Origin of the sequence: Pseudomonas alvandae (genome assembly GCF_019141525.1) — a bacterium.
GTDB classification, from domain to species: domain Bacteria; phylum Pseudomonadota; class Gammaproteobacteria; order Pseudomonadales; family Pseudomonadaceae; genus Aquipseudomonas; species Aquipseudomonas alvandae.
Map to the genome: position 1 here is coordinate 712969 of NZ_CP077080.1, position 13104 is coordinate 726072.

A 13104-nucleotide genomic window follows, 5' to 3' on the forward strand; every position below is an offset into this window, starting at 1 on the left:
CGGACGTCCGTCGGACCGGGGGGATTGAACGCAACGCATATTAGAGAGTCCGTAACTCACGGATAGTCATAGGGAATTGGTAGTGCTGCGACTCTTCAATAAAAAAGCCCACGGGCTTTTGGGCATCGACATCAGTTCAACATCGGTCAAGCTGCTCGAGTTGAGCCGCCAGGGCGACCGATACCGCGTCGAGTCCTATGCGGTCGAACCGCTGCCGGCCAACGCAGTGATCGAGAAGAATATCGCCGAGCTCGAAGGGGTGGGCATGGCGTTGTCGCGGGTGCTCGACAAGGCCCGGACGCCCTTGCGCAACGTGGCGGTCGCGGTTGCGGGGTCGGCGGTCATCACCAAGACCATCGAGATGGATGCCGGGTTATCGGAAGATGACATGGAAAACCAGCTCAAGATCGAGGCCGACCAGTACATTCCTTATCCACTGGATGAGGTGGCGATCGATTTCGAGGTGGTGGGTGCTTCCCCCCGCAGCACCGAACGGGTCGAAGTGCTGCTGGCGGCTTGTCGAAAGGAGAACGTCGAGGTCCGCGAGGCGGCGCTGGGGCTCGCCGGGCTGACGGCTCGCGTGGTCGATGTCGAAGCCTACGCGCTGGAGCGAGCCTTCGGTCTGCTCGCCACGCAACTTGCCGCGTCCCAGGAGCGACTGACCGTGGCGGTCGTCGACATCGGCGCCACCATGACCACGCTCAGCGTGTTGCACAACGGTCGCATCATTTATACCCGTGAGCAGTTGTTCGGGGGGCGTCAGCTTACCGAGGAAATCCAGCGTCGCTATGGCCTGACGCCAGAGCAGGCCGGCCTGGCGAAAAAGCAGGGCGGTTTGCCCGACGATTATCTCGGCGAGGTGCTTCAACCGTTTCGCGAAGCGCTGGTGCAGCAGGTCTCGCGTTCGTTGCAGTTTTTCTTCGCCTCGGGTCAGTACAGCGCGGTGGATCACATCCTGCTGGCGGGAGGCACTGCGTCAGTCGCCGGCCTGGACCGCCTGATCGAGCAGCGCCTGGGCACGCCAACCCAGGTCGCCAACCCGTTTACCAATATGGCCCTGAGTAGCAAGGTCAACGCCGGCGCCCTGGCCGGCGATGCGCCGGCGCTGATGATCGCCTGCGGGTTGGCCCTCAGGAGTTTCGACTGATGGCGCGGATCAACCTTCTTCCCTGGCGCGAGGAGCTGCGCGAGGAGCGGCGCAAACGCTTTCTGCTGGCGTTGGTGGGCGCGCTGGTGGGCGCGGTGGGCTTGACCTTGATTGCGGTCCAGTACCTGAACAGTGAGATCGACTATCAGACCGCGCGCAACGGCCACGTCCGTGATCAGATTGCCATTCTGGATGAGCGTATCCAGCAGATCAGCGAACTGAAGGCCCGTCGACAGCAACTGCTGGAACGCATGCGCATCATCCAGGACTTGCAAGGCAACCGTCCGGTCAGTGCGCGGATTTTCGATCAACTGGCGCGGACCCTGCCGGACGGGGTTTATTTCACCGAAGTGAAAATGGAAGAGGGCATGCTTTCCATCCAGGGAGTCGCGGAGTCCAACAACCGGGTCTCGGACTTGATGCGTAACCTGGACTCGTCGGACCTGTTCGATGCCCCCAGCCTGACGGAGGTCAAGGCCGCCACGGCGGGCCAGCCCGACCAGGCCAGCGTTTTCCAACTGACGGTTCGCCAGACCCGTCCTGCCGACGCGGAGGATGGCCAATGAAAGCCGGAGAATGGCTGGACGCGCTGCGCAAGATCGATTTCAGCGACCTGGACACCAATAACGTTGGCTCCTGGCCGGCGCCGATCAAGTGGCTGGCCGGAATATTGCTGGTATTGCTGGTGTTGGGGCTGGGCTATAACTTTGCCTTGAGTGACCTGGAAAGCCAGTTGCAGCAGGTGCGCGAGGAGGAAAATACCCTCAAGGCGCAATTTGCCGGCAAGGCCCACATGGCGGCGAACCTGGAACGCTATATCGAACAGATGAAGCAGATGGAAACCTCTTTCGGCGTGCTGCTGCGCCAACTGCCCAGTGACACCGAGGTGCCGGGCCTGTTGGAGGACATCACTCGCACCGGCCTGGGCAGCGGCCTGGAGTTCGAAGAGATCAAGCTGCTGCCGGAGGCCACCCAGCCGTTCTACATCGAATTGCCCATCCAGATCACGGTGACGGGCGGTTATCACGACCTGGCAACGTTCGTCAGCGGCGTCGCGGGGCTGCCCCGCATCGTCACGCTGCATGATTTCGAAATCGCACCTGTGGAGCCCGGCGCGGGGGCGAAGCTGCGCATGAGCATCCAGGCCAAGACCTACCGGTACAACGAGCAGGAGACGCTGCCATGAGGCGGGTCTATTGCGTGGGCCTGCTGGCCGGGCTGCTTGCGCTGGCCGGTTGCAACAGCGACGACGGTTTCAGTGACCTGGATGCCTACATGAACGAAGTACGCCTGCGTCCGCCCGGCAAGATCGAGCCCACGCCGACCTTCAGGCCTGGCGAAACCTTCACCTACAGCGCCGCCAATCTGCGTAGCCCGTTTTCCCCGCAGGTCCGCATGGACCAGGCCGAGCGGCAACAGGGCTCGCGCAATGTCAGACCTGATCCCAACCGGGCGAAGCAGTACCTGGAGGGCTTCAATATCGAGCAGTTTGAAATGGTCGGCACGATCTCCAACGCCAGTGGCTCGTTTGCGCTCCTGCGGGGTGCGGGCGGGGTGCATCGACTGAAGGTCGGTGACTACCTGGGGCGCAACGATGGGCGGATCGTCGCTATCAGCGCCACCCAGGTCGATGTGGTCGAAATCGTTCCCGATGGCCAAGGCGCTTGGCTGGAGCGACCACGGACCATTACTTTGAAAGAGCATTCATAGTGGAATTCGAACAATGAACAGGATTTTTTCAGCCCTCGGTATTTCGCTATGGATAGCGCTGTTGTCGCCGATGGTTCAAGCGGCCAGCCTGAAGACGCTGGATGTGGCGGCGTTGCCGGGGGATCGTGTCGAGTTGAAGCTTACCTTCGACGGGCCGCCGCCGCCGCCCCGGGGCTATACCACCGAACAGCCGGCCCGTATCGCCTTGGACCTGCCCGGCGTGACCAATCGGTTGGCCAGCAAGAACCATGATCTTGGCGGTGGCAATGCACGCAGTGCCACCGTGGTCGAGGCGGGGGACCGGACCCGGCTGATCATCGGCCTTACGCAACTGGCGCCGTACGACACCCGGATCGAAGGCAACAACCTGTTCGTCGTGGTTGGCAAGGGAGCCGCCCGCCAGGCCGCTGCTCAGGCTCCGCGTCCTGCGGTTGCCAGCGCCGCGCCTGCCAGGGCCGCTGCGCCGGCCGGCAAGGCGATCCGAGGCGTGGACTTTCAGCGCGGAACCCAGGGCGAAGGTAACGTGGTAATCGACTTGTCCGATCCTTCCATTGCCCCGGACATCCAGGAGCGCGAAGGCAAGATCATCCTCAATTTCCCCAGGACCCAATTGCCCGAACCATTGCGGGTACGCCTGGACGTCAAGGACTTTGCCACGCCGGTGCAGTTCGTCAATGCCAGCGCCGGTTCCGACCGCGCCACCATCAGCATCGAGCCCAGCGGCACCTTCGATTACTCCACCTACCAGACCGACAACAAGCTGACCGTCAGTGTCCGGCCCATGACGGTCGAAGACCTGCAGAAACGCAACAGCGACCGCGCCGCCTATAGCGGCGAGAAGTTATCGCTGAATTTCCAGGACATCGAAGTGCGCTCGGTGCTGCAACTCATCGCCGACTTCACCAACCTGAACCTGGTGGCCAGCGACACCGTGCAGGGTGGTATCACCTTGCGGCTGCAGAATGTGCCGTGGGACCAGGCGCTGGATCTGGTGCTCAAGACCAAGGGGCTCGACAAGCGCAAGGTGGGCAATGTGCTGCTGGTGGCCCCGGCGGATGAAATTGCCGCACGCGAACGCCAGGAGCTGGAATCCCAGAAACAGATCGCCGATCTGGCACCGCTGCGGCGCGAGCTGTTGCAGGTCAACTATGCCAAGGCGGCCGACATCGCCAAGCTGTTCCAGTCAGTCACCAGTGCCGAGGCGAAGGCAGATGAGCGCGGCACGATCACGGTCGATGAACGCACCAACAACATCATTGCCTACCAGACCCAGGACCGGCTCGACGAGTTGCGCCGGATCGTCGCGCAGCTGGACATCCCGGTGCGCCAGGTGATGATCGAGGCGCGGATCGTCGAGGCCAACGTCGATTACGACAAGAGCCTGGGCGTGCGCTGGGGAGGCTCGGTGCAGAACAAAGGCAACTGGAACTCTTCCGGTGTCACCACGGGCGATTCCACCACCATCGGCACGCCGGGCAGTACCAGCACCAACCAGCCGTTCGTCGACCTCGGGGCGTCAGGCAACACCTCCGGGATCGGCATCGCCTTCATCACCGACAACGTGCTGCTGGACCTGGAACTGACGGCCATGGAAAAAACCGGCAATGGGGAAATTGTCTCCCAGCCCAAGGTGGTGACCTCCGACAAGGAGACCGCGAAAATCCTCAAGGGCACGGAGATTCCCTATCAGGAAGCCAGCTCCAGCGGCGCCACTTCGGTGTCGTTCAAGGAAGCCTCGCTGTCGCTGGAAGTCACGCCGCAGATCACGCCGGACAACCGCATCATCATGGAGGTCAAGGTCACCAAGGATGAGCCGGATTACCTGAACAAGGTGCAAGAGGTTCCGCCAATCAAGAAAAACGAGGTCAACGCCAAGGTGCTGGTCAACGATGGCGAGACCATTGTGATTGGCGGCGTTTTCTCAAATACTCAGAGCAAAGTTGTAGATAAGGTGCCATTTCTTGGCGATGTGCCGTATCTTGGCCGCCTTTTCCGGCGTGATGTGGTTTCGGAGAAAAAATCCGAGCTGCTGGTATTTCTCACTCCGCGTATCATGAACAACCAGGCGATTGCTGTGAGTCGTTGATTCTGTGCGAAATTTGATTCTTGTTGGGCCGATGGGGGCTGGAAAAAGCACCATCGGTCGTTTGCTGGCCAAAGAGCTGCGCCTGCCTTTCAAAGATTCCGACAAGGAAATTGAATTGCGCACGGGCGCCAATATCCCATGGATCTTCGATAAGGAAGGCGAGCCCGGTTTCCGGGATCGCGAGCAGGCGATGATCGCCGAGCTGTGCGGTTTCGAGGGCGTGGTGTTGGCCACTGGCGGCGGCGCGGTGATGCGCGAAGCCAATCGTCGGGCGTTGCATGCCGGCGGACGAGTGGTCTACCTGCATGCTTCCGTCGAGCAGCAGGTGGGACGCACTTCACGTGATCGCAACCGGCCGCTGCTGCGTACCGCCGATCCGGCCAAGACCTTGCGCGACCTGCTGGAACTGCGTGACCCGCTGTATAGGGAAATCGCCGACCTGGTCATCGAAACCGACGAGCGGCCGCCACGGATGGTGGTGCTGGAAATCCTCGATCGCCTGCAACAACTGCCTCCCCGTTAATGCGTGGCGCGAAATGCGCTATCCTCGGCGTCCCGCCTTGGCTCGTCCGGGGCGTGGCGGATGGCCATTAACTGGCGCCACGGCCGGCACCGTTGACTTTCGTTAATAGCAGGCAGGACGCCTGATTTCATCTTCACTGTGGGGACACATGCAGACACTTAAGGTCGACCTGGGCGAGCGCAGCTACCCGATTCACATTGGCGAAGGCTTGCTGGACCAGCCTGAACTGCTGACACCGCACATCGCCGGGCGGCAAGTCGCGATTATCTCCAACGAAACCGTCGCCCCTTTGTATCTGGAACGCCTGGCTCGCAGCCTGTCGGCCTATTCGGTCATTTCCGTGGTGTTGCCGGACGGCGAGGCCTTCAAGAACTGGGAAACCCTGCAGCTGATTTTCGACGGTCTGCTGACTGCACGGCATGATCGCCGCACCACTGTGGTCGCCCTGGGCGGCGGCGTGATCGGCGACATGGCCGGTTTTGCCGCGGCTTGCTATCAGCGCGGTGTCGATTTCATCCAGATCCCCACCACGTTGCTGTCCCAGGTCGACTCGTCGGTGGGTGGCAAGACCGGCATCAACCATCCGCTGGGCAAGAACATGGTAGGCGCGTTCTACCAGCCCAACGTCGTGTTGATCGACACCGCGACGTTGAAGACTCTGCCAGCCCGTGAATTGTCCGCAGGCTTGGCCGAGGTCATCAAGTACGGTCTGATTTGCGACGAACCGTTCCTGGGCTGGCTCGAAGAAAATGTCGACCGCCTGCGTGCGCTGGACCAGGCCGCCCTGACCTATGCCATCGAGCGCTCCTGTGCAGCCAAGGCTGCCGTGGTGGGTGCCGATGAGCGCGAATCTGGCGTGCGCGCCACGCTCAACCTCGGCCACACCTTCGGCCACGCCATCGAAACCCACATGGGCTATGGCGTCTGGTTGCATGGCGAGGCGGTTGCCGCGGGCACGGTCATGGCCCTGGAAATGTCCGCGCGCCTGGGGTGGATCAGCGAGCAGGAGCGCGATCGTGGGATCCGCCTGTTCCAGCGGGCCGGGCTGCCGGTCGTTCCGCCCGAGGAGATGAACGAGGCGGATTTCCTTGAACACATGGCAATCGACAAAAAAGTGATCGACGGTCGTCTGCGTCTGGTGCTGCTGCGCCGCATGGGCGAAGCGGTAGTGACCGACGATTATCCAAAAGAGGTTCTACAGGCCACGCTGGGAGCGGACTACCGCGCCCTGGCTCAGCTTAAAGGTTAATGAGATTCCGATGACTAGTTTGCATGCCGACGAGGCTTTCCTCGGCCATTTCCAGTTGAGTCATGACCCTTTTGCACCACGGGTCCCGGGCTTCAAATTCTTTCCAGCCCAGCGCAAGCCGGTGTTGGGCCAGCTGCATCACCTGGCCCGCTACAGCCAGTTGCTGTTGGTCGTCACCGGCCCCCAGGGCAGTGGCAAGACGTTGTTGCGCCAGGCCCTGGTGGCCAGCACCAACAAGCAATCGGTGCAGAGTGTCGTGGTATCGGCCCGTGGTGCCGGCGACGCAGCCGGCGTGTTGCGTCAGGTCGCCCAGGCGCTGAATGTCGCCCAGGCGGAGATCGGTGCGATCCTCGACCAGATCGTCCAGTTGGCATTGACGGGGCAGGAAGTCTATCTGCTGGTGGACGATGCCGAGCAGCTCGACGAATCAGCCCTGGAAGCCCTGCTGGCCCTGGCTGCCGGTGCACCGGAAGGTCGTCCCCATGTGTTCCTGTTCGGGGAGTCGTCGCTGATCGCCGAACTGGACCAGCTGAACCTTGAGGAAGAGCGCTTCCACGTCATCGAGCTGGCGCCCTACACCGAGGAAGAAACCCGTGAATACCTGGCCCAGCGTCTTGAGGGCGCCGGCCGGGGTATCGAACTTTTCACCGCAGATCAGATCTCTGAGATTCACGAAAGCTCTGACGGTTGGCCTGGCAACATCAACCAGGTGGCCCGAGATGCTCTGATCGAAATCATGATCGCCAGCCGCTCAGCGGTGAAGCGTCCAAGTATGGGGTTCAACATGCCGAAGAAACACGTATTGGCGATTTCCGCCGTGGTCGTGGTCGCGGTCGCCGCCGCCTGGCTGATGCCGGGTCGCAACAAGGCACCCACCACCGGCGCACCTGCCAACGAACAGGCGCAGTTGCCTCTCGGTCAGGGCACGCCGCAACCCAACGGCGGCGCCCCGGCGGTGGAATTTGCAGGTAATACCCAGCCGATGCCGCTGCCGCTGGTCGGCAACTCGCAACCGGTCATGCGCGGTCCCCTGGCTGAAGCGGCAGGCGGAATCACCGAGGGCGACGACGGCGCAGCGCCGCCGATCGACGACAGCAGCGATACTCCGCCAACCGTGACCACCACCTCGCCTCCCTCGGGCGTACCGGCTGGTCCGGCCCCAACGCCAGTACCGACGCCGACCGCCAAGCCGACCCCTGCGCCTACCCAGGTCGCCACCGCCAAGCCTGCTCCGGCCCCAGTTGCCAAACCGGCGCCCGCGCCTGCGACCAAGCCCGCTGCCGCGCCAGCCAAGGCCACGGGCGGTAGCTGGTACGCCGGCCAGGCACCCGGCAACTACGTGGTGCAGATCCTCGGCACCAGCTCCGAAACCGCTGCGCAGAACTTCGTCAAGGAGCAGGGCGGCGAGTACCGTTATTTCAAGAAAGTGCTTAACGGCAAGCCACTTTACGTCATCACCTATGGCAGCTTTGCCAACCGTGACGCAGCCGTTTCCGCCATCAAGGCCTTGCCAGCGAAGGTTCAGGCTGGTAAACCTTGGCCTCGCACTGTCGCCAGCGTCCAACAGGAACTGGCTGCAACTCGCTGATGATTCGGCGGCCTTACCCAGGCCGCCTCTCCCGGCAACCTCAACATTTCCGCAAGGGCGGGCGACCTTTCAGGCCGCGCGCCTTGCGGTGTCTGCGTCACAGTAGCGTTTGAGTCGTAGCGGTCGAACCCAAAAAAGTTTTGACTAGCACAGCATATAGCTTTAAACCTTTCACAAATGCGACATGGATTTGCGACAGTTCGTCGTCAAATTTGTGAGCCTCTGTGTCGGTGTGTACAATGACCTCCCTTTTGCCCCCGCAAAGCCGGCGTACGTTCGGCGCGGAACGCAACTGGTTGAATTGAAAAGAAATTTGCCTCGGTAAGAGGCAGCCTGGTGAGAAAGTGTCTATGAAAGCAGGTCTGTACCAACCAGATGAATTCAAGGATAACTGCGGTTTTGGCCTGATAGCCCATATGCAGGGCGAGCCCAGCCATACCCTTTTGCAAACGGCCATTGAGGCCCTGACCTGCATGACCCACCGTGGTGGGATCAACGCCGACGGCAAGACCGGTGACGGTTGTGGCTTGCTGATTCAAAAGCCGGACGAGTTCCTGCGTGCCATCGCCCAGGAAACGTTTGGCGTGACCCTGCCCAAGCAGTACGCCGTGGGCATGGTGTTTTTCAACCAGGACCCGGTAAAGGCGCAAGCGGCTCGCGAAAACATGAACCGCGAGATCCTGGCCGCCGGCCTGCAGCTTGTCGGCTGGCGCAAAGTGCCGATCGACACCAGCGTCCTTGGCCGCCTGGCCCTTGAGCGCCTGCCGTTGATCGAGCAGGTGTTCATCGCCGGCGAAGGCCTGAGCGACCAGGACATGGCGATCAAGCTGTTCAGCTCCCGTCGTCGTTCGTCCGTGGCCAACGCCGCCGACACCGACCACTACATCTGCAGCTTTTCCCACAAGACCATCATCTATAAAGGCCTGATGATGCCGGCGGACCTCACCGCCTTCTATCCAGACCTGAGCGACGAGCGCCTGAAAACCGCGATCTGCGTGTTCCACCAGCGCTTCTCCACCAACACCCTGCCGAAATGGCCGCTCGCCCAGCCATTCCGCTTCCTCGCCCACAACGGCGAGATCAACACCATCACCGGCAACCGCAACTGGGCCTTGGCCCGTCGCACCAAGTTCGCCAACGATTTGATGCCGGACCTCGAAGAGCTTGGCCCACTGGTCAACCGCGTCGGTTCGGACTCCTCGAGCATGGACAACATGCTCGAGCTGATGGTGACCGGCGGCATCGACCTGTTCCGTGGCGTGCGCATGCTCGTGCCGCCAGCCTGGCAGAACGTCGAGACCATGGACCCGGACCTGCGCGCCTTCTACGAATACAACTCCATGCACATGGAGCCGTGGGACGGCCCGGCCGGTATCGTCATGACCGACGGCCGCTACGCCGTGTGCCTGCTCGACCGTAACGGCCTGCGCCCGGCGCGCTGGGTCACCACCACCAACGGGTTCATCACCCTGGCGTCGGAAATCGGTGTCTGGAACTACCAGCCCCAGGACGTCATCGCCAAGGGCCGCGTAGGTCCGGGCCAGATATTTGCCGTGGACACCGAGACCGGCCAGATCCTCGACACCGACGCCATCGACAACCGCCTCAAGTCCCGTCATCCGTACAAGCAATGGCTGCGCAAGAATGCCCTGCGCATCCAGGCGACCATGGAAGACAACGATCACGGTTCGGCCTTCTACGACGTCGATCAGCTCAAGCAGTACATGAAGATGTACCAGGTGACGTTCGAAGAGCGTGACCAGGTGCTGCGTCCGTTGGGTGAGCAGGGCTACGAAGCGGTCGGCTCCATGGGCGATGACACGCCGATGGCCGTGCTGTCCCAGCGCGTGCGCACGCCGTACGACTATTTCCGCCAGCAGTTCGCCCAGGTGACCAACCCGCCGATCGACCCGCTGCGCGAAGCGATCGTGATGTCCCTGGAAATCTGCCTCGGTGCCGAGCGCAACATTTTCCAGGAGTCGCCGGAACACGCTTCGCGGGTGATCCTCAGCTCGCCGGTCATTTCCCCGGCCAAGTGGCGCTCGCTGACCAACCTCGACCGCCCTGGTTTCGAACGTCAGGTCATCGACCTGAACTACGACGAAAACATCGGCCTGGAAGCGGCGATCCGCAACGTCGCCGACCAGGCCGAAGAAGCCGCGCGCGCCGGGCGTACCCAGATTGTCCTGACCGACCGTCATATCGCTCCGGGCAAGCTGCCGATCCACGCCTCGCTGGCCACCGGTGCGGTGCACCATCGCCTGACCGAAAAAGGCCTGCGCTGCGATTCCAACATCTTGGTGGAAACAGCCACCGCACGCGATCCGCATCACTTCGCGGTGCTGATCGGCTTCGGCGCCTCGGCGGTCTATCCGTTCCTGGCCTACGAAGTGCTGGGCGACCTGATCCGTACCGGTGAAGTCCTGGGCGACCTCTACGAGGTGTTCAAGAACTACCGCAAGGGCATCACCAAGGGCCTGCTCAAGATCCTCTCGAAGATGGGCATCTCGACCATCGCCTCGTACCGTGGCGCGCAACTGTTCGAGGCCATCGGCCTGTCCGAAGAAGTCTGCGAACTGAGCTTCCGTGGCGTGCCGAGTCGCATCAAGGGTGCGCGTTTCGTCGACATCGAAGCCGAACAGAAAGCTCTCGCCGCCGAAGCCTGGAGCCCGCGCAAGCCGATCCAGCAGGGCGGCCTGCTGAAGTTCGTCCACGGTGGCGAATACCATGCCTACAACCCGGACGTGGTCAACACCTTGCAAGCCGCCGTGCAGCAGGGCGACTACAGCAAGTTCAAGGAATACACCGCGCTGGTGGACAACCGTCCGGTGTCGATGATCCGCGACCTGCTCAAGGTCAAGACCCTCGAAACGCCGCTGGACATCAGTGAAGTGGAACCGCTGGAGTCGGTGCTCAAGCGCTTCGATTCGGCCGGTATTTCCCTCGGCGCCTTGTCCCCGGAAGCCCACGAAGCCCTGGCCGAAGCCATGAACCGCCTCGGTGCGCGTTCCAACTCCGGTGAAGGCGGCGAAGACCCGGCGCGCTACGGCACTATCAAGAGTTCGAAAATCAAGCAGGTGGCCACCGGTCGCTTCGGCGTGACGCCGGAGTACCTGGTCAACGCCGAAGTGCTGCAGATCAAGGTTGCCCAGGGCGCCAAGCCCGGCGAAGGCGGCCAGCTGCCTGGCGGCAAGGTCAACGGCCTGATCGCCAAGCTGCGTTACGCGGTACCTGGTGTGACCCTGATCTCGCCGCCGCCGCACCACGACATCTACTCGATCGAAGACTTGTCGCAACTGATCTTCGACCTCAAGCAGGTGAACCCGAAGGCCCTGGTCTCGGTGAAACTCGTGGCGGAAGCCGGCGTGGGTACCATTGCCGCCGGCGTGGCCAAGGCCTATGCCGACCTGATCACCATCTCCGGCTACGACGGTGGTACCGGCGCTTCGCCGCTGACTTCGATCAAATACGCTGGCGCGCCATGGGAACTGGGCTTGGCGGAAACTCACCAGACCCTGCGCGGCAACGACTTGCGCGGCAAGGTCCGGGTGCAGACCGACGGTGGCCTGAAGACCGGCCTCGACGTGATCAAGGCCGCCATCCTCGGCGCCGAGAGCTTCGGCTTCGGCACCGCGCCGATGATCGCCCTGGGCTGCAAATACCTGCGCATCTGCCACCTGAACAACTGCGCCACCGGCGTGGCGACCCAGAACGACAAGCTGCGCAAGGACCACTACATCGGTACCGTCGACATGGTGGTGAATTTCTTCACCTACGTGGCCGAAGAGACCCGTGAGTGGCTGGCGAAGCTGGGCGTGCGCTCGCTGGAAGAGCTGATCGGCCGTACCGATCTGCTGGAAGTGATCGAAGGCCAGACCGCCAAACAGCAGCACCTGGACCTGACCCCGTTGCTGGGCAGCGATCTGATTCCGGCCGACAAGCCTCAGTTCTGTCATGTCGACCGCAACCCGCCGTTCGACAAGGGTGAGCTGGCCGAGAAAATGGTCGACATGGCCGCTGCGGCGATCAACGACCTGAGCGGTGCCGAATTCGAGCTGGATATCTGCAACTGCGACCGCTCCATCGGTGCGCGGATCTCCGGCGAAATCGCCCGTAAGCACGGCAACCAGGGCATGGCCCATGCACCGGTCACCTTCCGCTTCAAGGGCACGGCCGGGCAGAGCTTTGGCGTATGGAACGCCGGCGGCCTGAACATGTATCTGGAAGGCGATGCGAACGACTACGTGGGCAAGGGCATGACCGGCGGCAAGCTGGTCATCGTTCCGCCCAAGGGCAGCCTCTATAGGACCCAGGACAGTGCAATCATCGGCAACACCTGCCTCTACGGCGCCACGGGCGGCAAGTTGTTCGCCGCCGGCACCGCGGGCGAGCGTTTCGCCGTGCGCAACTCCGGCGCCCACACGGTCGTGGAAGGCACCGGCGATCACTGCTGCGAGTACATGACCGGTGGTTTCGTCTGCGTACTGGGCAAGACCGGTTATAACTTCGGCTCTGGCATGACAGGCGGTTTCGCCTACGTGCTCGACCAGGACAACACCTTCGTTGACCGGGTCAACCACGAACTGGTGGAAATCCAGCGGATCAGCGGCGAGGCGATGGAAGCCTACCGCAGCCACCTGCAACGCGTGCTGAACGAGTACGTCGAGGAAACCGACAGCGAGTGGGGTCGTGAACTCGCCGAGAACCTCGATGACTATGTGCGTCGTTTCTGGCTGGTCAAGCCCAAGGCTGCCAACCTGAAGTCGTTGCTTTCCAGCACTCGTGCCAACCCGCAGTGATA

The 13104-nt window shown here is 62.2% G+C and carries 9 protein-coding genes; all 9 read left to right on the forward strand.

Going from position 1 to position 13104, the window contains the following annotated elements:
- Positions 1 to 82 precede the first annotated feature (82 nt).
- The 9 genes from KSS97_RS03150 to gltB all read left to right on the forward strand — a co-directional run bounded on the left by KSS97_RS03150 (position 83) and on the right by gltB (position 13102).
- Positions 83 to 1147 (forward strand): pilus assembly protein PilM, encoded by a 1065-nt coding sequence (locus tag KSS97_RS03150; RefSeq protein WP_217861071.1) that lies wholly within the window; start codon positions 83 to 85, stop codon positions 1145 to 1147.
- Complete coding sequence (locus tag KSS97_RS03155) at positions 1147 to 1713, forward strand: PilN domain-containing protein (protein WP_217861072.1); 567 nt, start codon at positions 1147 to 1149, stop codon at positions 1711 to 1713. The genes KSS97_RS03150 and KSS97_RS03155 overlap by 1 nt, the downstream gene beginning before the upstream one ends.
- Positions 1710 to 2333 (forward strand): type 4a pilus biogenesis protein PilO, encoded by a 624-nt coding sequence (gene pilO, locus KSS97_RS03160; RefSeq protein ID WP_030140989.1) that lies wholly within the window; start codon positions 1710 to 1712, stop codon positions 2331 to 2333. The genes KSS97_RS03155 and pilO overlap by 4 nt, the downstream gene beginning before the upstream one ends.
- Positions 2330 to 2857 (forward strand): pilus assembly protein PilP, encoded by a 528-nt coding sequence (locus tag KSS97_RS03165; protein WP_030140988.1) that lies wholly within the window; start codon positions 2330 to 2332, stop codon positions 2855 to 2857. Before pilO ends, KSS97_RS03165 begins: the two co-directional genes overlap by 4 nt.
- A gap of 13 nt (positions 2858 to 2870) precedes the next feature.
- Positions 2871 to 4943, forward strand: a complete 2073-nt coding sequence (locus KSS97_RS03170; protein ID WP_217861073.1) for a type IV pilus secretin PilQ — start codon at positions 2871 to 2873, stop codon at positions 4941 to 4943.
- A gap of 4 nt (positions 4944 to 4947) precedes the next feature.
- A complete protein-coding gene (aroK, locus tag KSS97_RS03175; protein WP_033864550.1) occupies positions 4948 to 5466 on the forward strand; it encodes a shikimate kinase AroK in 519 nt (172 codons plus the stop codon).
- A gap of 148 nt (positions 5467 to 5614) precedes the next feature.
- Positions 5615 to 6715: a 3-dehydroquinate synthase gene (gene aroB / locus KSS97_RS03180; RefSeq protein WP_217861074.1), complete on the forward strand. Its 1101-nt coding sequence runs from the start codon at positions 5615 to 5617 to the stop codon at positions 6713 to 6715.
- Between the two features lie 10 nt (positions 6716 to 6725).
- Positions 6726 to 8303, forward strand: a complete 1578-nt coding sequence (locus tag KSS97_RS03185) for an AAA family ATPase (RefSeq protein WP_217861075.1) — start codon at positions 6726 to 6728, stop codon at positions 8301 to 8303.
- A gap of 350 nt (positions 8304 to 8653) precedes the next feature.
- A complete protein-coding gene (gene gltB, locus KSS97_RS03190) occupies positions 8654 to 13102 on the forward strand; it encodes a glutamate synthase large subunit (RefSeq protein WP_217861076.1) in 4449 nt (1482 codons plus the stop codon).
- The last annotated feature ends 2 nt before the right edge of the window (positions 13103 to 13104 follow it).

Coding starts and splice junctions, on each gene's coding strand:
- KSS97_RS03155 (WP_217861072.1), top strand. CDS start 1,147: ATGGCGCGGATCAACCTTCTTCCCTGGCGCGAGGAGCTGCGCGAGGAG.
- pilO (WP_030140989.1), top strand. CDS start 1,710: ATGAAAGCCGGAGAATGGCTGGACGCGCTGCGCAAGATCGATTTCAGC.
- KSS97_RS03165 (WP_030140988.1), top strand. CDS start 2,330: ATGAGGCGGGTCTATTGCGTGGGCCTGCTGGCCGGGCTGCTTGCGCTG.
- KSS97_RS03170 (WP_217861073.1), top strand. CDS start 2,871: ATGAACAGGATTTTTTCAGCCCTCGGTATTTCGCTATGGATAGCGCTG.
- aroB (WP_217861074.1), top strand. CDS start 5,615: ATGCAGACACTTAAGGTCGACCTGGGCGAGCGCAGCTACCCGATTCAC.
- KSS97_RS03185 (WP_217861075.1), top strand. CDS start 6,726: ATGACTAGTTTGCATGCCGACGAGGCTTTCCTCGGCCATTTCCAGTTG.
- gltB (WP_217861076.1), top strand. CDS start 8,654: ATGAAAGCAGGTCTGTACCAACCAGATGAATTCAAGGATAACTGCGGT.